Annotated in this window: 26 protein-coding genes; 14 read left to right on the top strand and 12 right to left on the bottom strand. The window is 50.1% G+C overall.

Features of this window, described 5'->3' with window-relative positions; translation table 11 throughout:
- The first annotated feature begins 27 nt into the window (after positions 1-27).
- Positions 28-954 (top strand): cation diffusion facilitator family transporter, encoded by a 927-nt coding sequence (locus tag LLH06_RS16440; RefSeq protein WP_228170384.1) that lies wholly within the window; start codon positions 28-30, stop codon positions 952-954.
- Between the two features lie 47 nt (positions 955-1,001).
- Here the strand turns inward: LLH06_RS16440 and LLH06_RS16445 are convergent, their stop codons facing one another.
- Together LLH06_RS16445 and LLH06_RS16450 are read right to left on the bottom strand one after the other, a co-directional pair.
- A complete protein-coding gene (locus LLH06_RS16445; RefSeq protein ID WP_228170385.1) occupies positions 1,002-1,505 on the bottom strand; it encodes a DUF5606 family protein in 504 nt (167 codons plus the stop codon).
- A gap of 76 nt (positions 1,506-1,581) precedes the next feature.
- On the bottom strand, positions 1,582-2,019 hold the full coding sequence (locus LLH06_RS16450) for a peptidylprolyl isomerase (protein WP_228170386.1): 438 nt from the start codon (positions 2,017-2,019) through the stop codon (positions 1,582-1,584).
- A 173-nt stretch (positions 2,020-2,192) separates the two neighbouring features.
- Here LLH06_RS16450 and LLH06_RS16455 point away from each other — a divergent pair, with 173 nt between their 5' ends.
- Positions 2,193-3,374 carry an asparagine synthetase B gene (locus LLH06_RS16455; protein WP_228173305.1) on the top strand — a complete coding sequence of 394 codons (1,182 nt, stop codon included), beginning with the start codon at positions 2,193-2,195 and terminating at the stop codon, positions 3,372-3,374.
- Positions 3,375-3,648: 274 nt separating this feature from the next.
- On the opposite strand, the gene LLH06_RS16460 is transcribed toward LLH06_RS16455, so the two are convergent.
- The 5 genes from LLH06_RS16460 to LLH06_RS16480 form a co-directional block, all read right to left on the bottom strand.
- Complete coding sequence (locus LLH06_RS16460; RefSeq protein ID WP_228170387.1) at positions 3,649-5,703, bottom strand: putative porin; 2,055 nt, start codon at positions 5,701-5,703, stop codon at positions 3,649-3,651.
- A 101-nt stretch (positions 5,704-5,804) separates the two neighbouring features.
- On the bottom strand, positions 5,805-6,620 hold the full coding sequence (locus tag LLH06_RS16465; protein ID WP_228170388.1) for a purine-nucleoside phosphorylase: 816 nt from the start codon (positions 6,618-6,620) through the stop codon (positions 5,805-5,807).
- Positions 6,604-7,647: a tetraacyldisaccharide 4'-kinase gene (gene lpxK / locus LLH06_RS16470; protein WP_228170389.1), complete on the bottom strand. Its 1,044-nt coding sequence runs from the start codon at positions 7,645-7,647 to the stop codon at positions 6,604-6,606. Before lpxK ends, LLH06_RS16465 begins: the two co-directional genes overlap by 17 nt.
- Positions 7,648-7,744: 97 nt before the next feature.
- Complete coding sequence (locus LLH06_RS16475; RefSeq protein WP_228170390.1) at positions 7,745-8,287, bottom strand: hypothetical protein; 543 nt, start codon at positions 8,285-8,287, stop codon at positions 7,745-7,747.
- 164 nt (positions 8,288-8,451) lie between these two features.
- Positions 8,452-8,988 (bottom strand): hypothetical protein, encoded by a 537-nt coding sequence (locus LLH06_RS16480; protein WP_228170391.1) that lies wholly within the window; start codon positions 8,986-8,988, stop codon positions 8,452-8,454.
- Positions 8,989-9,182: 194 nt separating this feature from the next.
- Between LLH06_RS16480 and LLH06_RS16485 the strand changes: the two genes are divergently transcribed.
- The 3 genes from LLH06_RS16485 (at position 9,183) to pruA (ending at position 13,065) form a co-directional block, all read left to right on the top strand.
- Positions 9,183-11,087, top strand: coding sequence for a rhamnogalacturonan lyase (locus LLH06_RS16485; RefSeq protein ID WP_228170392.1), 1,905 nt, complete (start codon positions 9,183-9,185; stop codon positions 11,085-11,087).
- A 35-nt stretch (positions 11,088-11,122) separates the two neighbouring features.
- Positions 11,123-11,347 (top strand): hypothetical protein, encoded by a 225-nt coding sequence (locus LLH06_RS16490; protein WP_228170393.1) that lies wholly within the window; start codon positions 11,123-11,125, stop codon positions 11,345-11,347.
- Between the two features lie 89 nt (positions 11,348-11,436).
- On the top strand, positions 11,437-13,065 hold the full coding sequence (gene pruA / locus LLH06_RS16495) for an L-glutamate gamma-semialdehyde dehydrogenase (protein WP_228170394.1): 1,629 nt from the start codon (positions 11,437-11,439) through the stop codon (positions 13,063-13,065).
- 124 nt (positions 13,066-13,189) lie between these two features.
- Here pruA and LLH06_RS16500 read toward each other — a convergent pair whose 3' ends face one another.
- Positions 13,190-13,405, bottom strand: a complete 216-nt coding sequence (locus LLH06_RS16500; protein WP_228170395.1) for a hypothetical protein — start codon at positions 13,403-13,405, stop codon at positions 13,190-13,192.
- A gap of 583 nt (positions 13,406-13,988) precedes the next feature.
- Positions 13,989-15,269 (bottom strand): MFS transporter, encoded by a 1,281-nt coding sequence (locus LLH06_RS16505; RefSeq protein ID WP_228170396.1) that lies wholly within the window; start codon positions 15,267-15,269, stop codon positions 13,989-13,991.
- 125 nt (positions 15,270-15,394) lie between these two features.
- Here LLH06_RS16505 and LLH06_RS16510 point away from each other — a divergent pair, with 125 nt between their 5' ends.
- Complete coding sequence (locus LLH06_RS16510) at positions 15,395-15,943, top strand: hypothetical protein (RefSeq protein ID WP_228170397.1); 549 nt, start codon at positions 15,395-15,397, stop codon at positions 15,941-15,943.
- Between the two features lie 126 nt (positions 15,944-16,069).
- Positions 16,070-16,741: a hypothetical protein gene (locus tag LLH06_RS16515; protein WP_228170398.1), complete on the top strand. Its 672-nt coding sequence runs from the start codon at positions 16,070-16,072 to the stop codon at positions 16,739-16,741.
- Between the two features lie 27 nt (positions 16,742-16,768).
- Here the strand turns inward: LLH06_RS16515 and LLH06_RS16520 are convergent, their stop codons facing one another.
- Positions 16,769-17,377 carry a trimeric intracellular cation channel family protein gene (locus LLH06_RS16520; RefSeq protein WP_228170399.1) on the bottom strand — a complete coding sequence of 203 codons (609 nt, stop codon included), beginning with the start codon at positions 17,375-17,377 and terminating at the stop codon, positions 16,769-16,771.
- 117 nt (positions 17,378-17,494) lie between these two features.
- Here LLH06_RS16520 and LLH06_RS16525 point away from each other — a divergent pair, with 117 nt between their 5' ends.
- From LLH06_RS16525 to LLH06_RS16555, 7 genes are all read left to right on the top strand, one after another.
- A complete protein-coding gene (locus LLH06_RS16525) occupies positions 17,495-17,884 on the top strand; it encodes a hypothetical protein (protein WP_228170400.1) in 390 nt (129 codons plus the stop codon).
- Positions 17,885-17,928: 44 nt separating this feature from the next.
- On the top strand, positions 17,929-19,245 hold the full coding sequence (locus LLH06_RS16530) for a M20/M25/M40 family metallo-hydrolase (RefSeq protein ID WP_228170401.1): 1,317 nt from the start codon (positions 17,929-17,931) through the stop codon (positions 19,243-19,245).
- Between the two features lie 150 nt (positions 19,246-19,395).
- Positions 19,396-19,596, top strand: a complete 201-nt coding sequence (locus LLH06_RS16535; protein WP_228170402.1) for a hypothetical protein — start codon at positions 19,396-19,398, stop codon at positions 19,594-19,596.
- Positions 19,597-19,777: 181 nt separating this feature from the next.
- The gene (locus LLH06_RS16540) at positions 19,778-19,954 is read left to right on the top strand and encodes a hypothetical protein (RefSeq protein WP_228170403.1); all 177 of its coding nucleotides are present in this window, start codon (positions 19,778-19,780) and stop codon (positions 19,952-19,954) included.
- A 510-nt stretch (positions 19,955-20,464) separates the two neighbouring features.
- Positions 20,465-22,009 carry a serine hydrolase domain-containing protein gene (locus tag LLH06_RS16545; protein ID WP_228170404.1) on the top strand — a complete coding sequence of 515 codons (1,545 nt, stop codon included), beginning with the start codon at positions 20,465-20,467 and terminating at the stop codon, positions 22,007-22,009.
- Positions 22,010-22,051: 42 nt separating this feature from the next.
- The gene (locus LLH06_RS16550) at positions 22,052-22,912 is read left to right on the top strand and encodes a polysaccharide lyase (protein WP_228170405.1); all 861 of its coding nucleotides are present in this window, start codon (positions 22,052-22,054) and stop codon (positions 22,910-22,912) included.
- A 63-nt stretch (positions 22,913-22,975) separates the two neighbouring features.
- Positions 22,976-23,911, top strand: a complete 936-nt coding sequence (locus tag LLH06_RS16555) for an outer membrane beta-barrel protein (protein WP_228170406.1) — start codon at positions 22,976-22,978, stop codon at positions 23,909-23,911.
- 15 nt (positions 23,912-23,926) lie between these two features.
- Here the strand turns inward: LLH06_RS16555 and LLH06_RS16560 are convergent, their stop codons facing one another.
- Both LLH06_RS16560 and LLH06_RS16565 read right to left on the bottom strand, forming a co-directional pair.
- Entirely contained in the window at positions 23,927-24,802 is an 876-nt protein-coding gene (locus LLH06_RS16560; RefSeq protein WP_228170407.1) for an AraC family transcriptional regulator, read from the bottom strand.
- Positions 24,803-24,926: 124 nt separating this feature from the next.
- Positions 24,927-26,168 carry an NAD(P)/FAD-dependent oxidoreductase gene (locus tag LLH06_RS16565; RefSeq protein WP_228170408.1) on the bottom strand — a complete coding sequence of 414 codons (1,242 nt, stop codon included), beginning with the start codon at positions 26,166-26,168 and terminating at the stop codon, positions 24,927-24,929.
- Positions 26,169-26,174: the final 6 nt, after the last annotated feature.

Below are 26,174 nucleotides of genomic sequence, written 5' to 3' on the forward strand. Positions count from 1 at the left end.
TAATGAAATAATAGCTAACTTTACTACATGGGCCACGATCATTCGCACGCACACCACCATCATGACCACGGTCCGCAAAAGCTGGATCATTTGAACACTGCCTTTATCGTAGGCATCGTGCTCAACTCGGCCTTTGTGGTGGTAGAGGCTGCGGTGGGATTGATCTACGGTTCGCTATCCTTACTGACCGATGCTGGCCATAACCTGAGTGATGTAGCCAGCCTGGCCCTCGCCCTATTGGCTTTCAAGCTATCTAAAATGAAGGCGAGTGATACTTATACTTATGGTTTCAGGCGTTCTACCATCGTGGTGTCACTGCTTAACGCGGTGATACTGGTAGCAGCAGTAGGTATCATTGCTTATGAGGCCATTTTAAGGATCGGGCATCCTCAGCCTATACCGGGTGTTACTGTGGCCTGGGTAGCCTTTGCCGGAATATTGGTGAATGGCGTTACCGCATGGCTATTCATGAAGGACAAAGAGAAGGACCTCAACGTTAAAGGCGCTTACATGCACATGGCGGTTGATGCACTGGTATCGTTAGGTGTGGTGGTATCGGGGTTGATCATCTACTTTACCCACTGGTACTGGATCGATAGCGTGGTTAGCCTCATTATCGTGGTGGTGATCATGCTGGGTACTTGGCGCCTGCTGATGGATAGCATTCGTTTGGAATTTGACGGGGTACCCGACGGTATCAAGATCAATGAGATCAGATCTGAGCTACTCAAAGCCAAGGGAGTGCTTGATGTACATCACTTACACGTTTGGGCGCTCAGCACTACTGAGAATGCGCTTACCGCCCACCTGGTGATCCCGCCCGACCAGTTCACCAACTTTGACCAGATCAAGAACGACCTGCGGCACCGATTGCTGCACCTGGATATCCACCATAGCACATTTGAGCCTGAGTTCGCTACCGAACAGTGTGAGGCTAAACAATGTACCCTTTAGATCCATATCATAAAAAAGCCCCGAACGTGATGTTCGGGGCTTTTTGCTTATTTTTTGGCTGCGGCCTTCTTTTTCTTGGCCGGTGCCGGAGCTTCTTCCTCAGTTGCGGGTTCTGCGTTGGCAGGAGCTTCTTCAACAGCGGGCTCTTCTGCTACCGGTGCGGCGGTCTCTTCGGTAACAAAGATCGGCATATCCTTCAGGATGTAGTACCATGAAAGGATCTTCTTCATGTCCGAAGCGTATACCTTCTCTTCATCGTGATCAGGTGCTACCTCTCTAAAGAATTCGCGGAGTGCTTTACCATCTGCTTTGGCATCAGGTACGTTGGCCGCTGTTTTGATGCGCTCAAAAACATCGGTCAGTTTGATATCGTCGTAGTCGCCAAAAATGGTGATCTCATCCAAAGCGGCCAGCTTGGCGGTGCTCAGGTTAGCTACCAGTTTAGTTTTTTTGTCATCAAGGCTTTCCAACACAAAACCTGTCTTGTTCTGTGCCAGTGCCTTCCACAGACCGGGTTTGCCGGCTACTGATACGATCGCTTGTAAGTTCATTTATGTTAACGTTCAAAGGTCGGTGGCCCAAGTCAAAGAACTGCTGCTCTGTGTCAAGGCCACCAACGGCCTTTATCTATTCTTCTATTACTTCTACGCTGGTGATCTTGTCACCCTGACGGATAGCATCAACTACCTCTACGTTATCGATCACTTTGCCAAAGCAAGTGTGGTTACGGTCAAGGTGAGCGGTGTTATCGCGGCTGTGGCAAATAAAGAACTGTGAGCTGCCGGTGTTACGGCCAGCGTGCGCCATTGACAGTACGCCACGGTCATGGTATTGGTTACCACCGGTCAGTTCGCAATCTATGCGTTTGCCTGAACCACCTGCACCGGTACCGGTAGGGTCGCCGCCTTGTATCACAAAGTTAGGGATCACACGGTGAAAGGTAACACCATTGTAAAAGCCTTCTTTAGCCAGGTTAATAAAATTAGCCACGGTGTTAGGGGCATCAGCATCGTAAAACTCGATGGTCATGTCACCTTTTTCGGTTCTCATTATTGCTTTGCTCATAATTTTTTGAGTTTTATAAAGATGGCAAAGTTAAACATTTTGGCCATTACCGTGAACTTATAATAGTTTATGTGATCTATCGTTATATTTAGCGATCCGGTATGAGGTTACTTACTGCTTTCGTGCTTTTGCTCATGCCCCTGCTTGGCAGGGCATCGTCTATCCTGTTACCTATGGACGCGGTGCAAAAGGACCATTTGAAAGCCTACGGCATCGCCTTTTGGACACTTAAGAACGGAGAGGAAGTGAACTGGCTGCTCAACTATCGGGGCGGTAGCTTCTTGTCTAAGTACAGCAAACCTCTGGAAGATGAATGTAAGATACGTGGGGTAAGCTACGAGGTATTGCCCGATGCCAAGGTGAACAGCGTGCTGACCGAAGTAAGCGAGGCCTCCGTGAACATGGATGTGGTGAAGTTGGAAAAAGCGCCCAAAATGGCCGTTTACTCTCCCAAGAACAAACTCCCCTGGGATGACGCCGTGACCATGGTACTCAAATATGCCGAGATACCCTATGATGTATTGTATGATGAGGAAGTGATACGTGGCGACCTTTCCAAATACGATTGGCTGCACATGCACCATGAGGACTTTACGGGTCAGTACAGTAAATTTTATAGCAACTTTCGTTACCAGCAATGGTACCAGGATGATGTACGCGGCCAGGAGGCCATGGCGCATAAATTAGGTTTTAAAAAGGTGTCGCAAATGAAGCTGGCCGTGGTGCAGCACATTCATGATTTCTGTAGTAATGGAGGCTTTTTATTCGCTATGTGTTCGGGTACCGACACGTTCGATATAGCGGCCGCGGCATCGAACACTGACATTTGCGAAAGCATGTTCGACGGTGATGCGGCCGATCAGCGGGCGCAAAGCAAACTCGACTTCGGACAAACGTTCGCGTTCCAGAACTTCAATTTGGATATGAACCCAATGTCGCACCAATTTAGCGACATTGATATGACCATGACCCGCCAGGTGCAGCGCGATCAGGACTTTTTTACCCTATTCGATTTCTCGGCCAAATGGGACGTAGTGCCCAGTATGCTTACCCAGAACCACGACAAGGTGATCAAGGGCTTTATGGGCCTCACCACCGCCTATAACAAGAACCGCATTAAACCGGGGGTGACCATTATGGGCGAGATGAAGACCAGAAATGAGGCCCGCTACATTCATGGCGAGTTCGGTAAAGGGCAGTGGACCTTTTATGGCGGCCACGATCCCGAAGATTATCAACACGCAGTTGGCGATCCTCCTACCGACCTGAAGCTGCATCCCAACTCTCCCGGCTACCGGTTGATCCTTAACAATGTGTTGTTCCCTGCTGCCAAGAAAAAGAAGCAGAAGACCTGATGAAATGGGCAAGTATTTGATAATATCGAATAAGATATTTATCATTGAATAAAACAGCCGCCTTATGAACATCCTCTCTGTCCTACTGGTCATTTATCTTTACATCATTGTCAGATATTGCGTTAGTAATGTGGTAAGAGATGCTCGCATTACGACCACGCAGTACACCCTATGGTTATTAGCCATCATATTCTTACCTTTTTTGGGCTATATACTTTATCTCCGTTGGCTATCACAGAAGTTAGCTTAGGAGCAGATCAACGAACCTCAGCTTTTAATTATAGAACGTCCAGCTCACACCGAACTTGAGTTGCTTGTCGGGCATGGGGTAGCGGTTCACGGTGTAGTACCCGTTGCTTTGCAGGCCCTGATTGGCATAGTCATACATGATAAAAAGGTTGGTACGGAATAGCGTGGCCTTTATGTACGGCGTGATCACCGGGTAGGTATAGAACGATAGGTCGGCACTGTTATAGAACTGACCTATGCCAATGGCGTAATTAGGCGCCTGGTAACGGGTATTGTAGCGTACGTTAACGCCCATGGCAGCATCCAGTACCTTGAAGAACATTTTGGTGTAGCAGAAATTAAAGTAGTTGTACAGCTGCGGCGTACGAATAGTGCTTTGGTAATCAGACTGCTGGTACACCAGGTAATCCTCAAAATGCCAGCGGCCAAAGTCAAAACGTTTACCGGCAGCAAGCTTGAGCAGGTTCATAGGCGAATTGAGCTGCGCGGGTGCTGCGTCTATCCCACCCGGGGTTTGTGAGGCGAAGTACTGATAACCGCTTATCAAAAAGTACTCGGCCTTTACATCGAACTTATATTTATCATTGATGTAATTGAAAGAGAAGTTATTGATCTGCTGCTTGCCTATGTCGGTATTGGTGTAAACGTAGTGGTTCGATATCCAGTTCTTGAAGATCAGCGGGGCTTCGTTATTTTGAGCATAGGCCCCTAAAATGATCTTGCCTGCACGCTGACCGCCGGCCAGGGTAAGCTTGGCATCGTACAAATAATCGCCAAAGTTATAACCGGTCACCACCTGCTGGAAATCACCATCAAGCAATACGCGGTCGCTGAAGCGGTAGCTGAACTTAGCGTTCAGTTTGATGTTCTGGTAGGTCTTGCCCTGCACGCGGCGCACCTGATCACGCAGGTTGTTCACCAGCGAGTCGTTCACGTACTGGTTAAAGTGGAACAGGTCGTGGGTAAGACCAACGTCCAATTTCACTTCGTTCTTCACAAAGCTTACCGAGCGGCCTCTCAAATAAAAACTGTACGAGAACTCGTTACGGAAACTGGTGACCGCGATAGAATCCTGCGAGATGTCGTTGTTAAAATAGTAATCAGGGAAGGCCTTATACGTATCTGGCTCGTTTTGCCTGAACCTGTACTTTTGAATGTTGTAGAAAAAGGTATGAGCCACGCGCTGGGTAGGCAATATCTTGGCTACCTCCTTACTGGCCGATTGTATGGTATCGATGCGGCCCACGTAATAGAATTGCTTCAGATAGAAACCATTATTGCGGTGATTGGTGTACGAGTTGTTCAATCGTACGGCTTCCTGCTGCTTATCAAGCGAGCCGGTGGTGAATACACTTTCATTCAATATGGCGCCACTTTCCGGGGTGCGGATGTTGTTGAAGAACAAAGTCCCTAACAAGTTATATCGCTTGCCCTTCGACTCATACCAGGTAGAGATGGCCGCATTCAGGTCGCTCACGTTCTGCCTGCGGTAATAACCGCGCGACCCGGTATTGTTGAAGTTGACCGTAAAGTTCCAGTTAGGCTTGATGTTCTGCGTGTGCACCATCCTGAACACCTGATCTGCATTGGAGTTACTGAATGCGCCGCTAAAGAAGGAAAGGTTGGTATAAGCCACCCTGGCGCGGTAGTAATTGACATCCTGCGGACCCATCATGTACACATCAAGCGAGTGCAGGCCAACATCGAAACCCACCGTTTTGGCCGGCTCGAAGAGTAATGCGCGTTGCGGCAAACCCGTATTACCTAAGTGGATACGCGGACTGCGCGGTTGCATCAGCGCAGTGTAGTTCTCAAAGTTGGTGAGGCCGGTATCGATAGGGAACACCTGCGTACTATCGTTGAGTAAACGCTCATTGGTCACCTTCACATACTTGGCACTGTAGATCACGGTATCCTTATCACCTTCCAATCGCTTGCGCACGCTATCGATGGATTGCGCCGGGCGCGCACCACGCAAGGTATCGGTACCGTAAGGCACATCAGGTATCTGTGCAAATGCCGTATGCCCCAGCGCGGCCAGCAGCAACGTTAAAAAAAAGTATTTCAGCCCTTTGAGCATTGAGTGTATCTGTGAACCAGCAAGGTCCTCTCGTAATGGAGAGAACCTTGCTGGCATCTAATTCATTATGTATCTCCCCACCGGGGAGGATCAGTAGTGGGCTATGATCCTGCGATCAGTTCCTTCATGATAAAGGTCAGATCAGGTTCGGCGTTATTGGCCACCTCAATGATCTCCTCTATCGATACCGGCTTCAACTGATCAGGGAAACCCTCATCGGTCAATACCGAAATAGCGAACACCGGCAAACCCATGTGGTTAGCCACGATCACCTCGGGTGCGGTACTCATCCCCACGGCATCGCCACCAATGATGCGCAGGTAACGGTATTCGGCCCTGGTCTCGAGGTTAGGTCCCATAACCGCTACATAAACTCCTCGATGGCAGGTAATATTGTTGTCGGCAGCGATCTGTAATGCTTTTTGTACCAGGCCAAGGTCATAAGGCTCGCTCATGTCTGGAAAACGTGGGCCTAACTCGTCATGATTGGTACCCACCAGCGGGTTGGTAGGCTGCAGATTAATGTGATCATCGATCACCATCAGGTCGCCTTTTTTAAAGGCCGGGTTAAGCGCACCGCTGGCGTTGGATACGAACAGGGTTTTAATGCCCAGCATCTTCATCACCCTCACCGGGAAGGTGATCTGCTGCATGCTGTAACCTTCGTAATAGTGCAGGCGGCCTTGCATGGCCACCACTTTTTTACCGGCCAGTTCGCCAAATATCAAACGGCCCGAGTGGAACTCCAGCGTTGATATAGGAAAGCCCGGGATGTTGGAATAAGGTAACTGCTTTTCAACGGCTATCTCTTTTACCAGCCCGCCAAGGCCAGTGCCTAAAATGATCCCAACTTCGGGTTCAAAGTCGCCTATGCGGCTTTTTATATAGGATGCGGTACGTTCAATACTGTCTAACATAGTTCTGTATGGTTTCGTTAAATCGCTTTTCAGCATCGTTCAAGAACATAACACCGATAGGCAGCACATAGATAGGTAAAGCCTCCACATGCGGCAATAATTCGGGCTGGCGCAGGCGTTGGGCATCCTTTTCGGTAGTGATGACCATGGTGCCCGGCGGGGCGTTATGTTGCAGATCTGCTGCAAGTTTAGTAATATTTTTTAAGCTGAACTGATGGTGGTCAGGATAATTATGATGCACCACCTCAAGCTGCAAGTAATTTAAATGACCGATCAGCGGATCGGAGTTGGCAATACCCGTCAGCACAAATATCTTGCTTCCGGCGGGCGGTAGTTCACCTTTCCTTTTACCATATATATCCTGCAAAGGCATATAGCTGATGGACGTAAAGTATACCTGCTGGTAGCTTAAAGGTTTTAATTTTTGCAAAGCTTTTTGCTGCTGCACCTCGGTAAGATTAGCCGGGCACTTGGTCACCACCAGCACATCGGCGCGGTAGCGGCCCACGAACGGCTCGCGCAGGTTGCCTGCCGGTAGTAATAGCTGCGGCCCGCTTAGCCGTCCGTGATCAAAAAGCAAAAGGCTGAACCCCGGCTTAACGGCGCGGTGCTGGTAAGCATCATCAAGCAGCACCACATCGTGCTGTGGCAATAACCGCTCAATGCCTACGGTGCGTTTCTCGCAAACGGCGACGGTAACATCAGGGAACTTTTGCTTGAATTGAGCCGGTTCGTCGCCCAGTTCGGTGGCACCCGTGATCGCATCGGCCAAAACAAAGCCTTTGGTAGCACGGCCATAACCGCGGCTCAGGGTAGCCAAACGGTGATCGTTCTTAAGCATCCTGATCAGGTATTCGGTCATGGGACTTTTACCTGCGCCCCCAACATCAAGGTTACCTACGCTGATCACCGGCTTGGTATACGATCGGCTCTCGAACAGCCCGGCATCATACAGCCAGTTGCGCATCATCACCACCAGGCCGTAAACTATGGAGAAAGGGAGTAGTAACCACCGCAAATACTTCATAATCGATTTTGGACCGCTAAAGATACGTAATTACGGATGGGAGACGCAATAAGCGCCGGTTACTTGAACAGAAAGAAAGTCAGGAAAGGAGGCTTATTTAGAAAACGAACTTATCCTCAGCCTTAGAGGCGTTACGGCGACCTTCGTCACACACCTCGAAATAAAAGAAATCGCTCACGTGGCGGGGTGATCGCAGGCCGTTCACATCCTGATCGTTATACATCACCTTTTGTATGCCATACTTAGCCGACTGACCACCTTTTTGAAAATACGAGATCTTGATCACATGCTCATAACTACCGGTAGGGTTAAAAGTTACCGGGAACGTACCAGGTGATTGCTTATAACCGGCCTGTAATTTGGCCACACCCAGATCTATTTTTAACTTCTGCAACGCCTCATCCATATCGGCATCGGCCTCGCCGTAGCAGATCACTGAGTAAGGTTTATCATAAGCGTTCTTACTCACTTTGATCTTAGCTTTGATCTCCTTGCCACCCGTTTTGATCACGATATCGCTGGTGTCTTTATACAAGTTATATACACGGTCAACATCAAGTTCCGGACCAGCAGTCTTGGTTTGAGCCACAGCTACGTTGATCAATAAAAAACCAATGATGATGAAGCAGATGTTTTTCATGTAACGACCTTGTGCATGTTGTTGAACACTGTTCGAATATACAGCATAACCGCCTAACTATCTAAAATATTGTAACAGATAGATAATATGATCGCCGATCTTTCGTAAAAATAAAGTTTTGCTTAACAAATATTACAGATCAATGAGTTGAGCACACCTGTAGGTCAGAAGTCGAACTTCTCGGGCTTACGGTTCTTTTTGCGGGTCATATCACCCACTTCGAAGTAAAAAAAGTCGCTTGAGTATCGTTCGGTAGTATTCTCTTGCAGAGCCTGGTTACGTTTCTCGGCTTCTTTGATGCCGTACCTGGCATACTGTGAACCCTTTTCATAAGCACGAACCTCTATATTATTTTCATATGCTCCCTTTTGATCAAAATTGACCACCGTAGTATGCGGAACACGTTTGTAACCGGCTTTTTCTTTAGCGGCACACAGATCGCCGATAAGCGATTCCATAGCGGCGTCGGCAGCCGTTTCACCATAAATGATGATGCGGTAAGGCTTGTTGTGGCTATTGTAATTGATCAGCACGTGGGCATTGATCTCGCGGTCGCCGGCAAATATCACTGTTTCGGTCTGCCCTTTGTATTTGGCATATAAGCGGTCAACATCCAGTTGTGCGGTTTGCGCTTTGGCACCAAACAACATCATGTACATCATAACCTTGAACAGGATCAGGCTTTTGTTGACCTTTAACATATGCGTATCAATAATATATGATGCAATAATAAAACTTAAATGGCATAACATACACACAGCCTGCGTGTTTTTTGATCCCGACCTGCAACGGGCGTCAGATCTTATCTCGCGATCGTTACACAAGAACCGGACAGTGCATCACGGTTGCTACCTCTGCTACCTATAGCTTTAAACCGAACAACTATTTTACATCGATGAGATCACTACTAAGATCAGCCGCGATCTTACTTTTCATATTCACCTGCACAACTTCTACCCTATTAGCCCAACGCGCCATGGAAAGGCTTGGCCGCGGGGTGGTGGCCATCAACAAAGGCCATGGCAACATCTATATAGGCTGGCGCATGTTAGGCACCGACCCTATCGATATCGCTTTCAACCTTTATCGCAGCAGCCCAGGCAAAGCGACTGTGAAGCTCAACGACCGACCATTGACCAAGACCACCGATCACACCGACCACCTCACCGATACCACCGCTATCATAAGCTATTTTGTGAAGCCGGTGATCAACGGCGTTGAAGGCGAGGCAAGCGCCCCGTTCCTTTTAAAGGTTGGTGCTGGTGATCAGCCTTACCTATCCGTTCCGTTAAATACTATGGCTGGCTACCACCCTAACGATGCCTCTGTAGGCGACCTTGATGGCGATGGCGAATACGAGATCATTTTACACCAGGTAGGCCGTGGTCATGATAATTCGCACAAAGGCATTACCTCCAACCCCATCTTAGAAGCCTACAAACTTGATGGCACCATGCTTTGGCGCATCGACCTGGGTCGCAACATACGCGAAGGTGCTCATTACACCCAATTTATGGTGTATGACCTTGATGGCGATGGCAAGGCCGAGGTGGCCTGCAAAACTGCGGACGGTACCATTGATGGCAAGGGCAACGTGATCGGCGACAGCACCAAGACCTGGCGCAACGCGGACGGCCACATTTTGCGCGGACCTGAATACCTGACCGTTTTCAACGGGCTCACCGGAGCCGCCATCAATACTACCAATTATGTACCCGCTCTTCACCCTGACACACAGGAACCCACTCCGGAGCAGATAAAAGCTATTTGGGGCGATAGCTATGGTAACCGTGGCATGCGCTTTTTGGCAGCCATAGCCTACTTAGATGGTAAGCACCCAAGCCTGATCATGTGCCGTGGATATTATACCCGTACCGTAGTAGCTGCGTGGGACCTTGAGCAAGGCAAGTTGAAGCAACGCTGGGTATTTGATAGTGACGCCAATTCAAAGAACAAGCCCTTCCGTGGACAAGGGAACCACAACCTGACCATTGCCGATGTGGATCACGACGGCAAGGACGAGATCATTTACGGCGCCATGGTGCTTGACGATAATGGCCAGGGTTTGTACTCCACCGGAACAGGGCATGCCGATGCGCTGCACGTTTCAGACCTTAATCCCGACCGCCCCGGCCTGGAGGTGTTCGATATACAGGAACGTTTTGGTGATGCCGGTGCCAATTTCAGGGATGCCCGAACAGGCGAGTTCATTTGGAAAAAGGCATCGGTACAGGCCGGTGAAGATGGCGAAGGACCTGGCCGCGGATTATCATTGAACGTTGACCCGCGTTATAGGGGCTATGAATCATGGGTGGCCGGCGCCGGGGTCAGTGGCATGTTCGATGTGAAAGGCAACAAGATATCAGACCGTACACCGTCAGTGAACTTTGGCATATTTTGGGATGATGACCTGCTGAGCGAATTGCTCGACGGAACACGCATCACCAAATGGAATTACCAGGACTCAAAAGCTGAAGTACTCTTCGATGCCTCAAAATATGACTGCGTAAGCAACAACGGCACTAAGCAAAACCCAGTATTGAGCGGCGACATTTTGGGCGATTGGCGCGAAGAGGCCATATACGCCACGCGCGACGGCAAGGAGCTCCGGATATTTACCACTACCATACCCGCCAGGAACCGCTTTTACACTTTTATGCATGACCCACAATATCGCCTCAGTATCGCCTGGCAAAATGTGGCCTACAACCAGCCTCCACATACCAGCTTTTACATTGGCGATGATATGCAACCACCGCCGCGCCCTAACATCGTATTGACAGGTGAAGCCAAGAAATAGCTAAAACAGAACAATAACCGGGCTGTACTATTATTATGACCCGTTACAGAGACCTGTCAGGCAACTCCGGAGTGGTGGCTTACCGCATAGGCACTGACCATATCGCTGTGGAGTTCAGGAGCGGCGACATGTACCTGTACACCTACCACAAGCCCGGCAAAGTGGCCGTTGAAGACATGAAACGACTTGCCGAAGCAGGCCGTGGCTTAAGCACCTACATCAGTCAGCACGTGCGTGATGACTATGAGGCGAGGATATAGCATCGCATTGTCAAGATGATGTATCTGCCTGTCCTCACATTCGCACATCTGCACATTTAGCCTTATCTTTGCGGTCTCAAGATTTAGCTATGTTAAAAGGATTCTTTAATGTGCCGGCCCCCGTTAATGAGCCGGTATTGAACTATGGTCCGGGAAGTGCTGAGCGTGTGGCCTTGCAGGCTGCGCTGGCCGAAGGCCGTTCCAAAGTGATTGATATACCGATGTACATTGGTGGCCAGGAAGTGCGCACCGGCAAAACGCTGGAAGTACATCCTCCGCACGACCATAAACACCTGCTGGCCACTTACCACGAGGGTGATGCCAGCCACGTAAAAGCTGCTATTGACGCTGCCCTGGCCGCCAAGGCCGATTGGGAAGCCCTGCCATGGGAACAGCGTGCCGCTATATTTTTAAAAGCTGCCGACCTGCTGGCCGGTCCGTACCGTGCCAAGATCAACGCAGCCACTATGCTGGGCCAGTCAAAGAACGCCTACCAGGCCGAGATCGATGCGGCCTGCGAGTTCATCGACTTTTTGCGCTTCAATGTGCAATACATGACCGAGATCTACGCTGAGCAGCCTATATCGAGCAAAGGTATCTGGAACCGCTTGGAGCAACGCCCGCTGGAAGGGTTCGTGTTCGCGATCACGCCTTTTAACTTTACCGCCATTGCCGGCAACCTTTGCGCTGCCCCTGCCATGATGGGTAACGTGGTGGTTTGGAAACCTGCCCCTACGCAGATCTACGCCGCTAACGTGATCATGGAAGTGTTCATTGAGGCCGGCTTACCTGCCGGTGTCATCAATATGATCAGTGTTGATGGTCCGGTGGCTGGCGATATCATTTTCAAGCATCCTGACTTTGCCGGTCTACATTTTACCGGTTCTACCCACGTTTTCCAGGAATTATGGAAGACCATCGGTAACAACATAGCCAACTACCGCAGCTACCCACGCATCGTGGGAGAGACCGGCGGTAAGGACTTTGTATTGGCCCATTCAAGCGCCAACGCCGATGTGGTTAGTGTAGCCTTGCTACGTGGTGCCTTTGAATACCAGGGACAAAAATGTTCGGCTGCCTCACGCGCCTACATACCTAAGTCGTTATGGCCTGCGGTGAAAGAGAATATGCAACGCGACCTGGCCACCTTTAAAATGGGCCCTACCGAAGATTTTGGTAACTTCATCAACGCGGTGATCACTGAAGCCTCTTTTGACAAACTGGCCAAATACATCGATGATGCTAAAGCTGATCCATCAGTGCAGATCATTGCCGGCGGTGGTTATGATAAATCGGTAGGTTACTTTGTGGAGCCGACCGTGATCGAGGTACAAGATCCTAAATATGTGACCATGTGCACTGAGTTGTTCGGCCCGGTACTGACCGTTTATGTTTACGAGGACGACCAGTACGAGCAGATCATGGAAGTGATCGATACCACATCACCATATGCGCTTACCGGTTCGATCATTGCACAAGACCGTTATGCCATCACCACAGCTACCGAGCGTTTACGCAACTCTGCCGGTAACTTCTACATCAACGATAAACCTACCGGCGCGGTGGTTGGTCAGCAGCCATTTGGCGGTGCCAGAGGTTCGGGTACTAACGATAAGGCCGGCTCGATGCTTAACCTGTTACGTTGGGTATCGCCACGTACCATCAAAGAGACTTTCGACCCGCCTAAGGATTACCGCTATCCATTCTTGCAGTATTAATATAGAGGCAAGAACCAACAAGCAGGAGCCCAGATATATCAAAAGGCGTATTCTTTACTGAATACGCCTTTTTTAGTTCCAAGGAATCCATCTTGATTCTTGGCTCTTAACTCTTGGCCCTCACCTATTCCTCTTCTTTATCGGCTATGCCTTTGTCCAGATCCAGCTCGTAAGATGGGGTCGATGCGTCGTAGGCATGCTGAACGGCTTCCATTTCACCGGCCTCTTTGTTCTCGGTGTCGTGGGTGTAGCCTAAAGTGGTATCCTGAGGGTCGCGGGTCGATGCCTTTTGGTCCTCTTCCTCGTTGATGGGTACGTTATTTTGGTTATCTGTTGCCATGGCTTTTTGCAATTATCATTTCCATAAAAAGCGATGAGAACAGCCTTTGTTTTAATTTATCGGTCGTGGAGAATCTGCTGCAAGTGTTACATTCAGGTGTTTCACTGTTAAATTTGGTGTTACATTTCGGCTTTTTGTATGCTTTTTCTTAAAAAAGTTGGGTTTTTACGAATTTCGCAATGACGAAAAGTGGGGAAAGTTGGGGAATTTTGTTACAGGCGTGAAACAGCCCCACCCTAACCCTCCCCGGGAGGGAGGGCCTTAAATGACAGGCGTATCACCCACATCATGGCGAGGCATCTCCTACCCCGTCATGGCGAGGCACAAAGCCATCTCTGCCGAGGACAAGCAGCCTCGTTAGAATCAAACATGTTGTTCACTGATCGCTTGGTGGCGCTCATTCGCCGCTATGCTATGGCTTTGTTCTTCTGTCTTTACCACAAAAGAACTTTTCGCTTTGATAGACACACCCCTGCCCCTCTCAAGAGGGGAATAGAACATGATCGCTTCTTTTGCTGGCGCACGCGTGCTGCGTGTGCTTCGCGCGGCCCAGAAGCCGTGAACGATCGACAAGCAAAAACGCTTACATCCTTCCCTGTACCTTCCTCCCACTCATCCGCATACTCGCCACTAACGACACCACTATACAGGCCGTGATGTACCAGTAAAAGCCCTGCTCATAGTTCAGTTTCTTGAACAACAGGGCCACGTACTCGGCGGTACCGCCAAAGAGGGCCACGATGAAGGCATAAGGAAAACTCACGCCTAACGACCGCACATTGACGGGGAACAATTCGGCTTTAACGATGGCCGATACCGAGGTGTTCAAGCTCAGGATACACAACGCTGCGGTGATCAGCAGGGTGGCTTGCCAAGCCTCTTTGGTGGTACCCAGCAACATCAGGATAGGTACAGTGGTGATCAATGCAAGCACGCCATAGATCACCATGATACGTTTGCGCCCTACCCGATCGCCCAGCATACCGGCAAAAGGCTGGGCCAACATGAATACGACGAGCGACAAGGTGGTGATCAGCGTCGAATCTTGCTTACTGAAACCGGCCGTATTGACCAGGAACTTTTGAATATAAGTGGAGAAGGTATAATAGCACACCGTAAGCCCAATGGTGATGCCCACGATGAGCCTTACCTCGGTGCCATACTTGCGCAGTTCGGCAAAGGTACCGCGCTTTTCTTCCTGCACCTCTGCGTTGCGGAAGGAGTCGGTCTCCTGCAGGCTACGGCGCAGGTACAGGGCCGATACGGCCAGCACAGCACCTATACCAAAAGGTATCCGCCAGCCCCAATCGGTCAGCTGGGTGGGCGTTAGCAACCAGCGCTCCAGGATCATGAGGATCAGCAGCGCGGCCAGTTGCCCCATGGTGGTGGTCACGTACTGGAAGCTTGAATACAAACCTCGCCGGTGAGGTGGCGCGATCTCGCTCAGGTAGGTGGCCGCGGCGCCATACTCGCCGCCAACGCTTAGGCCTTGCAGCATACGGGCCAGTACCAGTATGGCCGGTGCGGCCAGCCCAATGGCACCGTAGGTAGGTACGATGGTGATCATCAACGATCCGGCGCTCATCATCAATACCGACAGCGTCAGTGCTGCCTTGCGGCCTTTGCGGTCGGCATAGGTGCCCATGAGCCATCCGCCTACCGGGCGCATCAAAAACCCAATGGCAAAAATACCTGCCGTGTTGAGCAGTTGAGCGGTCTGGTCTTGCTTGGGGAAGAACGACCCGGCAAAGTACAGCGAGAACACCGAATAAGCATACCAGTCGTACCACTCGACCAGGTTACCGATCGATCCGCCAAAAACGGCCTTTAAATGACGAGTGATATTGACTAAGCGTTGCTGCATCTCTGGGTGGTTCCCACCATGACCGTTGGGAATTAGTTACGAACACCGAAAGCTACAAAAATATGCCGAAGAACCAGCCATGAACATTATTTGATGCAGGGTGTTAATCAAGAAACACCATCATTATGGAAGAGCAGAAGATCATCACCGGAACAAAACAAGAGATATGGGACACCATTGAACGCGACCTTACCGTAGACGGTGAGGTGTTAGGTTATGATGCATTGCTTGATGATGGCCAGCACCGGGTGGCGCTGTACATCGATATTGACCTGGGTGGTGGTTTTGAAGGTGGTTCGGCCCTTACCCGTATCACCTCTCCTTTGCATGTGAGCCCGGGTTTCAGGTTCGCGCTGCATGATGAGGACTTTTTAGACAGCATTGGTAAGTTCTTCGGTTTGGAGGATGTGGTGACCGGCTACCCTGAACTGGACGATCATGTGGTGATCAAGACCAACGCCCGCGAAAAACTGGTGGAGCTATTCGCTGATGACGAGGTGCGCCGCGTACTGACCGGGTTAGAAGATTTTGACCTCGGAATCCATCACCGCACGGTGGACGATGTGGAATATCCCTTCCTCGAACTAAACATCAACGACGGAGTGACCGACCCAGCCTATCTTCATAGCATTTTCAACGTTTTTTATAAACTGATAGATGGTTTGGAAAGATAGCTCTAAATTAACTTCAACAGGCCATTCGATCGTCTTCGTAACTGATATCTTATACTGCTGATGCAGTTATTTTCTGTAATAATTAATTTACTGTGGTATATTTAACCACAACATAAAAATTATCACATGAAAAGAATTTTGGTCACAGTGTGTGCGATGATCGCTTTGGTCGGTTGCAAAAAAGATGACAACGATGTAGCCCCTGACTTTACGTTAAGTGCACAGAACGTTTACATTGGTCAGGAACTACAGATAGTTCCAGGCGCTAATTCCGGCGCAAGTTATACCATTAGTTACGGCGATGGAAATTATGGGACCACTTCAGGAACTACCCAACATAGCTATGCAAAGGGTGGCATCTTCACCATAACCATGACAAGAGGTTCATCAAATTTCTCTAAAAAGGTGCGTGTATACCCTGGTACCGCAAGCTATCAGATTCAGAATAATTACAAGAAAAGCTTTTTTGAGCTCATCTCTCAGGTCAACGATAAGAACAGCAATGCGATACAAGACGCAAAGATCCACGGTCAACTCGATAACGGACGGCTTAGCGATACCGTTTTTGTGAATGCCGCCAGCCTTACGTACGAACCAACCGTTGTTGCTTTGTTCAAATGGCGCAACGATAACGCTATCCTGATCAATTTTTTTATTGATTCGTATTTCAAAGCCAGTAAGTTTCAGCATAAGATATTTACGCTCGATCAGAACACACCCGGAATATATAGTTACACGAAAGGTATTAACCAGTATTTGTTCAACGGATCACTGAATGATGCAGACAAGCAGCCTTGATCATTGGTTCTCTTGCCGATACCATAACTACAGGGGCTTCGCCATGGGCAATTTCCAATCGTAACGTACGGCCAACAAGCGCGTAGTGCAGATCACTACGATAGCTATGGTCTCGGCGGCTTGTGCAGGTAAAAAGTGCAGGCTGCCAAAATAGATGCTACCGCCCAGTATGCAGGCGGTGGCGTATATCTCGCGGGTATGGAACAGGGCGGGGATCTGTCCGGTCAATGTATCGCGCAGCACACCGCCAAAGCAACCGGTAATGGTACCCAGCGCCACGCATATCCCATGGTTCAACTCCAGGTCGAGCCCCTTCTTCATCCCGGTTACCGTGAACAGAGCCAACCCGAGCGTATCGAACAGGAACAATGTGGTTCGCAGCTTTTGCAGGTAGCGCCCAAACACCATGGTGAATAGTCCGGCGCCCAGGATCACCAGCGGGGTGGTCAGGTCGCGCATCCAGCTTACGGGGGTATTGCCGATCAATACATCACGTATGGTACCGCCGCCAATGGCGGTCACAAAGCCCAGCGTTAACACGCCGAACAGGTCGAGCTTTTTTTCAATAGCGGCCAGCGCGCCAGAAATGGTGAAGGCTATGGTGCCCAATATCTCGATGATGAACAGGTACTGCACGGTGTTAAGGAGTGATACTGATCAAATGTAGCTTTTTATACATAAAGATCTTGTTACTATACCATCCGCAGTGTGGGCACCCACTCAAAAGTTGCCCAATGTTTTTATTTTAGCTGAATGGATCAGTACAGCATACCCCTCAAGTACCGCAAAATGGAGAACCTGCATATCGTTTTCTGGCTGCTTAAGGATATTGGCTGGTGCCTGATCTGGCAGCCGTTAGGGATCATCATGATCTTCCCAACGCTGCTCATTTCCATTGTGATCGCTTACCGTACGCGGGGCATGATGTCCGAACTTTGCCATAACCTGGCCATCACGCTGTGGATCACGGCCAACTCGTATTGGATGATCAGCGAGTTCCTGCACTTTGATGCTCGCATCGTATTCGGTACGGTCACTTACAAGCATTTGGCGCTCATCCCCTTCCTTTCGGGCCTGGCCTGCCTCATTTACTACTATGCTATTTGGCACCCACGCCACCCCGACGAGGTGGAGACCATGTGATCGCATCTACGCTTAACATTAACTCCAAACTAACTAAGCATACTATGAACAGATCTTTACTTACCAGCCTGCTCTTACTAGGCATGGGCACTACCGCCCTTGCACAAGAGGATTCAGGCAAACCCGCCAAAGCAACGGCCGGCAAAGCTTACACGCAGCAGATCGACGCACTGGCTGGCAAGCCGGTGGTCAAAAAAGCGTTCCAAACCATTGTTGACCTACAGCCCGAAACCCTGAAGGACCATGTGCTGCTCACCGAGATACCTGCACCGCCTTACAAAGAGACCGAGCGCGGTAAAAAATATGCCGAGATGTTGAAGGCCGCCGGTGCCGACTCGGTTTGGATAGATGCCGTGGGTAACGTGATCGCTAAACGTAAGGGCAAAAAAGGCAAACGTACCGTAGTGCTGGAAGGCCACCTGGATACGGTGTTCCCTGAAGGGACCGACGTGAAGATCAAGCACCGCGGCGATACCTTATATGCACCAGGCATAGCCGATGATACCCGCGCACTGGCCGTAGTACTTACCGTGCTCAAAACGGTGGAGATGAATAGGATCGAGACCGATGATGATGTGTTATTTATTGGTGCCGTGGGCGAGGAAGGCCAGGGCGACCTGCGTGGCGTGAAGAACCTGTTCAGCGATAAAGGCCCCGGCAAGATCGATAGTTATATAGCGGTAGATGGCACCGGTTTGAACAGCATCGTTCATCGCGGTTTGGGATCGCACCGTTATAAGATCACTTACAAAGGTTTGGGCGGACACTCGTCGGGCGCGTTCGGGTTGGCCAATCCGCATAATGCACTGGGCCGCGCCATCCATTACTGGACCACCGATGCCGACAAACTGGTGCGCACACCCGGCGTACGCGCTACCTACAATGTGGGCGTGATCGGCGGTGGCACGTCGGTGAACTCGATCCCATTTGAATCATGGATGGAGGTGGATATGCGATCAGAAAGCCCCGAACGGGTGGCCGGTATGGATAAGCTGTTACAAGCCGCCGTACAAAAAGCTTTAAAAGAGGAGAACGCCATGAAGATGCGCGGCCCCGACCTTACCGTAGAGGTTAAAATGGTGGGTGACCGTCCATCAGGTTCAGGCGATCCTAACACACCATTCGTGCAGCGCACCATTGCCGCCACCAGCTACTTTGGTGTGGAACCGGGCCTGAGCGTCAGTTCGACCAATGCCAACATTCCGATCTCGAAAGGAATACCTGCTGTGACCATAGGGAGCGGCGGCCGCTCGGGCGGGGCACATGCCCTGGGCGAGTGGTTCCTGGATGATGGCAAAGCCTACCAGGCCACCCAACGCGCCTTGCTGCTTTTATTGGCCGAAGCTGGCCTGGCTAAATAATATGGTTCCATAAAGTATAATATGCTATTAAGCCCCGCATCGCAATGATGCGGGGCTTTTTTGTTGAAAGAACCCTACTTCTGCAGGTTGTAAAAAGGTGATAAAGGAAATACAGAAAATTACTAACTTACTGACCCTAAACAATATATAATGACCGTTAAACCTTCCAAATTCCAGATAACCGTGGGACTGATCGTGGCCGCTATCGGCTTTGCGATCGCTATCTATTTATACCGTACCCATCCACATGCAAAAAGTGTGTTCCCGATGTTCGTCAGTGCGTCCATTATCGGCCTTTGGGTGGCCTATCTTATCATCAAACGTTACCGGATGACCATTGCAAGCCGCTAAGGCCGTTTATTATTTTAAAATAAGCCGAAACAATACTCATTAATTACTGTTCATCAACCAACCATTATTGACCATGTTCAGGCTTGTTATGCTGATATGAAGCCCATATTAACATTAACAACACTCCAAAACATTTCGGAAAATGCATCGTACAATAATGCGAATGATATGCCCGTGATATATGATAACGCACACTGAAAGACCGATCATCTCTAAAACAGCTAATATACCAGGTTACAGAAGAAAAAAATACTGGACAGGATACAAATTCGAGACCGCCGGAAAAGCCAAACCCGTATGGTCGTGGCTGAGCCTGGTGCTGGTAGCCATCGTATTTTTACTGATCGCCAGGGCCTGACCTGCTGCTCAGCTCACCAGATCTTTACTTTTAATAATAAATGACCGTCAAGAGGCTTTCCTGCATAAGGACAAGCCTCTTGGTGTGTTAACTACTTTTTGAACCGGGGTATCATCCGCAACCTTCTTCCTACAACTTTGCGGTGTGGTCAAAGATCAATGATCCCGCTTTTTACTACCTGATCTCACCAGGGATCCATCTTTTTTCAATGTTCTTTTAACGTATCGCAGCTTCAGGTCAAAACGATGCTTTCTGCTTCAAATGCAGCATTATCAGTGTTAAGCCGAACGTTCATCAACCGTATCACCATCCTTACAATACATTGTATATCAGTATTTTATTTAGTAAAACCTCTTGACATTGGGTTGAATTATCCATTATTTTGGTCGTAACCAATTACCCGATATCCCCCCAGGTATCCATTACTGATCTGCCGAAATGACCGCCTGACCCGCCATGCCCCTGCATGCGCGACCAAGCTCATGTATATACCAATTGATCCTTGTACCTATGAGAAGAAAGACCATAGCGCGGTACTTCATGTGTCCGTTCCTGTTCATGGCTGTGACCGTGCTCACCAACTGCTCAAAGCCCTTACCCGTGGCGCGCCCGAGTGCATTTGCACCCCAGCAAAGGGATAGCCTGCAACACTTCATCAACAACTATTATGAAAATGCCGGCTTGCCGGGCCTCTCGGTGGCTATCGTTAAAGGTGACAGCATCTTCAGTACCGCCATGGGCCATGCCGATAGCAGCGGTAAGGCTTTTACGCCTAACACTACGTTTATGGCCGGCAGTCTATCAGAACCGCTATTGGCATTGGCCGTGCTGCAACTGGCCGATGAAGGCAAGATCGGACTTGACAAGCCGGTGATCACCTACCTGCCCTACTTCAAAATGGGTGGGGACAACTACCAGAACGTTACCGTTAAGCACCTGCTTACTCATACCTCGGGCATACAGCATTACAGCATCATGTGGGATAACCCCACCTTTGCCCCCAACGCTCCCGAGACCACCACGCGCAGCATAGCCGCCCAGCAACCTGACTTTAAGGTGCCTGGGTCACGTGTTAAACGATCCCCCTACAACTACGATATCCTGGCCGATATGATCTGCAAAGTGACCGGCCAGCCCTTTGAAAAATATGTTCAGGAGCGGGTATTGAACGGGATCGCTATGCGGCATTCGTCGTTCATCAAACCCAATAATACCGCCCAGCCCTTTGTCACCAGCAACTGGCTCAGCTATCAAACCCGTCAAGACATCCTGTACCCCTACAACCGTGAGAATGGCGGCAGCGGCGGCCTGCACACCTCGGCCACCGATATGGCCAACTGGATGTTCACCCTGCTGAACCGGGCCTCCGTTGTACCTGGATCACAACTGACAGACAAGCTCCTGGCCAGCGCCATGACCATGCAGTTCAACACTGGCAAGGGTAGCGGCATCGGCTTCGGGTGGGACATTGAACAGATCGACCGTGATCAGGTGTTCGTGAAAAGTAGCAAATATGGCGGTTTTTGCACCACTACGATACTTATTCCTGGTAAAAAGATTGGTGTAACCGTGGCCAGCAATATTACTGATGCAGGTATGGATCCGCTGGCATTGAGCCGCCCGTTAGCGCAATGGCTCATGGGCAAGCCGCTGGTTCAACCCAAGGTACCGGTATCGATACTGATGGGTAAAACGCTCGCGGCCACCGGCAACATGGCCGATGCCTTTGCCGTGTACCGCTCGGCTCAACAACAGGCTGATAGCAAATTCGATGTGAGTCCGGCCGCCCTGAGCCAGTTCGGCATCAATTTGCTGCACCGTGTGCATGACCGGCAAAAAGCACTGGAGGCCTTCAAGTTCTGTGTTGAGCGATTCCCGCGATCGGCTTATGCGCACCTGAACCTGGCCGAAGGCTTTATCTTCAATAAAGATGCTCCTAATACCCGTAAGGCCCTGGCAATGGCCAACTCCCTACCTGATGATTCCGGCCTGAAAGCCCGCTACATGGCCTACCTCAAAGAGAACCTCGAGATACTGGAGGAAAAGAAAAGCTAAAAGACACTCAACCGATACACACTATTAAAAAACCAACAAATTATGAACTTGAGAACTCATTTGACCCGCACGCTTACCGCAGCCGTGCTTATTCCGGCGCTTTTTACAGCGTGCAAAAAGGACGCTAACACACAAAACCCTATCGTTGACGAGGACGCCACCGTGGCCCGCGCCATTTATTCGAGCAAGTCGACCGGCTTTGCGCATGGCGACGGCACTTATTCACAGTCGACCGCCGAGGCCGATATGGGCCAGCTGGCCAGCGGCACCTGGAAAAATGCCGACATTTACAGCGAGCAATGCCGTATACGCATACCGGCCAATACGCTGTCGAACGGTAACATCGTCAATATCGATGTGTCTGACGGTACCGAGTACGAACTGACCTTCCGGGTAAGGTTCGGACCTAATTTTGACTGGAGCCGTGGTGGTAAGGTAGGCTTCGGTTTCCACATCGGTAACGGCTTTACCGGTTGCAACAAGGCCGATGATGGCACCGGCGGTACCGCGCGCCTAATGTGGTACAACCCTAACGGCACCAAGACCGATAACAGCAATGATGCACCTTACTTCAGGCCGTATGTCTATTACAAGGATATGCCCGAAAATTGCGGCAATAACTTTGGCAAGCAGAGTAAAACGCTTAGCAAAAACACCTGGTACACCGTTAAGATCAGGGTAAAAAGTAATACCGGTACCAGCACCAACGGCAGCGTGCTGTATCAGATCGATGGTGTTACGCTGCTGAGCCAAACGTTGCGCTGGACCACCGACGATAACTTCCGTAAGATCAAGAACATCACCTTCCACACTTTCCGTGGCGGCAGTGATACTTACTGGCAATCGGCATCTGATGGTTTGATCTATTATGATGACCTGAGCTATACCCGCATAGCAAGCTAAACTGGATCTATCGCTGTGGTTGGGGGCAATATTCATATTAGCCGTTATCAAAGCAGGAACGCCTTGGCGTCTTCCTGCTTTGGTCGTTCATTCAGTTGGGTCATTGTGGTGTGCCTGGTGGTCGTGGCGGCGGTGTGCCCGCAGGTTACCAACGCGCAAGATATTTTGCACCGATCGGTCAATGACAGGTTAACCATTTCCATTTCGGGTGGATATGCGCAATTGAACACTTCGTGGTCTATCGCCGGTAATGTAAAAGGACAAAAGCCCAATATACTGTCTGAATTGAAATGGACCGGGCTAAAAGGCCCGGTGCTGGATGTGGGTTTGAGATACCAGTTCACCGATCACTGGTTCGTGAGTGGTAAGTTCATCAATACCCTCTTTAGGGGCGGCACCGTTACCGATACCGACTATTCAGGCGACGACCGTACCGGAGAGGCGTTCCGCATCGAGCTGCCTGTGCAAAAAGGCAACGACAAGGTTTATGATCTGATGCTCGGCTACCGCATATCACTTGCCGACCGATGGCGTATGGATATCTCCGCAGGGTACAACGACTATCGACAGCACCTTTACCTGACCGACCCGGTGAACAGGACCGACCTCAACAGCACCTATCAAAATAGCTGGCGCGGAGCGTCGGTGTTGGTGGCTCCTGCGTTTCAAGCATCCTCCAGGCTGACCTTACACGGAACCGTAAAATATGACCAGATACGTTATGATGCGGTAGGGAACTGGGATCAGGTGAATGAATTTGCCCATCCAATCAGTTTCAGGCACCGGGCCAATGGTTATGGCTTTACTGTAGGAGCCGGAGTGATGTATGAATTGAACCGAAACTTATCGATCGATCTGCGAGGATATGGCTTTAAACGAGAGACCGGCAACGGTACGGATAAGCTTTACCTGGCCAATGGAAATGAAAGCATCACGCAGTTCAATGGCGCCCGGAGTACGGGTTACCAGTTGTTATTGGGGCTGATCGTGAAATTATAACGATCGCGTCACTACCTAAGCCTTGCTGGCCATACGGCCAATGTAGCCACTGGGTGATCGTCCCGTCACCGTTTTGAATACACGGTTAAAATTGGTGATACTGCTGAACCCACAGGCATAGGCCACGGCCGATATGCCATTCTCCGGTTGATTCACCAGCATCTTACAAGCCTCATTGATCCTGATCTTATTTAAAAAGCTGATGAAAGTATGATTGGTATGCTTTTTAAAATAACGGCAGAAAGCCTGCGGTGTCATGTGCGCCTGATCAGATACCTCTTCAAGACTCAGGGCGCGGTCATGATTTTGAATGATGTAGTTGTAAATGGCACCAATGCGCATACCCTCGCTATCGGTCAACCCTTGCGGGTAGGTAGTAGCGGTGAGTGGCTCAAGGTTCTTCATGCTGCTCAATATCTTGAGCAATTGCAGGAACTGCATTAACTGATCTACCCCCTCGGCCTTTTTAATGTTCAGCATATTGGCCGACACCACATCCAACATTGCCTCGGGCACCTTAAAACCCGACTGGAACTGCTTTAAAAAAGCGCGTATGCTCTTCATCTCTGGTAGCTCGAACAAGGAGCCAAGCTGGCGGTAAGGATTAAAAAAGATGGTAATGGTATGTACACTTTTGGTACTGCCCTGCTCAAAATGAGCCGATTCGCTTTTAAAAAGATGCGGCAGATCGGGGCCAAGCAAATAGATCTCGCCAGGCCTGAACACGTGGATGCTGTTACCGGTAATGAGCGTGCCCTCACCTTCTAATATCCAGGTGAGCTGTATCTCTTCGTGCCGGTGAAGGTGAGTGTAAAAGTAAGGCAGCACTTCCTCCTGCACAATGATCGTATGATCATGTGGTACGGGTATGGTAAAGGGCAATACTTTCATATCAGGCCAAATTGATGGCTTTAATAGCTAATTAACAGGGGTTGGGAGCGCACACCGTAGTGATGCGCCAATATAAACAACAAATAGCTGACCTACAAGCAACTATCTTGAACAAGCATTAACATTAACGATCAGGCGCGAACGCATCTACCGAGATAGAAGGCTGCACCTCGCTCACGATCTCGGCCACCAGTTTACCGGTAGCCGGGCCCAGGCTAAGGCCCATCATACCATGCCCGCCGGCGATCACCAAATTGCTGATCTTGCGCGAGCGGCCTATGTAAGGCAATCCATCAGGCGAGCAGGGCCTGAAACCGTACCACACCTTGTTTTGCGCAGGCAGGGCGGGCCTTATGTCGGGGAAGTAGCGCGGTATGGACTCTACGATGCCCTCCACGCGGCGCATATTCACCTTGTCGTTCATCGGACCGATCTCCATGGTGCCGCCAAAGCGGATCTGATCGCCCATAGGCGTGACCGATACGCGGGCCTCCATGAGCAGGGCCGGGATGTGCATGCGTTGCTGGGGCTCATCTACCATGAACGAGTAGCCCTTACCGGGCATGAGCGGCATGTTAAGACCGGCCAGTTCAACGATCCTGGGCGACCATGCCCCACCGGCGATCACCACCGTGTCGGCTGTCAGGGACCAGTCACCTGCGAATACGCGGGTGATCTTACCGCCCTTATTCTCAATCTTGTCAACAGCGCTGTTATACATGATCTTCACGCCTTTGCCTTCCAGGTAGCTTACCAACTGGCGCATCAGTGCATTAGGTGTGATGTGTCCGTCGCAACGGTAATGTACGGCCCCTGCAATGTCAAGCCGGATATCGGGCTGCAAGGCTTGGCTTTCAGCGGCGGTGAGCGCCACCACGTCTAAGCCAAGCCCCTTGGCCTTTTCGGCCATATGCAGCTCCTCTTCTCCAACCTTAGGGGTCTTATACAGCATCAGGATGCCATTGTTATGCAACCCGAAATCAAAGCCATCCTGCTTTGCTAATTCCTGATAAAGTATGGTGCTGAACAACGACAGATCACGTAATGGCTCGGCCGAGGCATCCACATGCTTACGGTTGGCTTTTTTCAGGAATTTCAATCCCCAGGAAACAAGTGCCATATCCATTGACGGACGCACATAGAAAGGGCTTTTGCTATCGAACATCCAACGGATGCCCTGCTCCACCATTCCGGGTGCCGCCAATGGAACAAAATGGCTGGGTACGATCATTCCAGCATTACCAAAAGAGCAGTTATCCTCCAGCGAACCTTTTTCAACTACGGTGACCTCATGGCCTGCCTGCTGCAAGTAATATGCAGAGCTCAGCCCAATAATGCCGCCGCCAACAACCAATACTTTACTCATCTATAT

The sequence above is a fragment of the Mucilaginibacter daejeonensis genome (genome assembly GCF_020783335.1).
Taxonomy (GTDB): domain Bacteria; phylum Bacteroidota; class Bacteroidia; order Sphingobacteriales; family Sphingobacteriaceae; genus Mucilaginibacter; species Mucilaginibacter daejeonensis.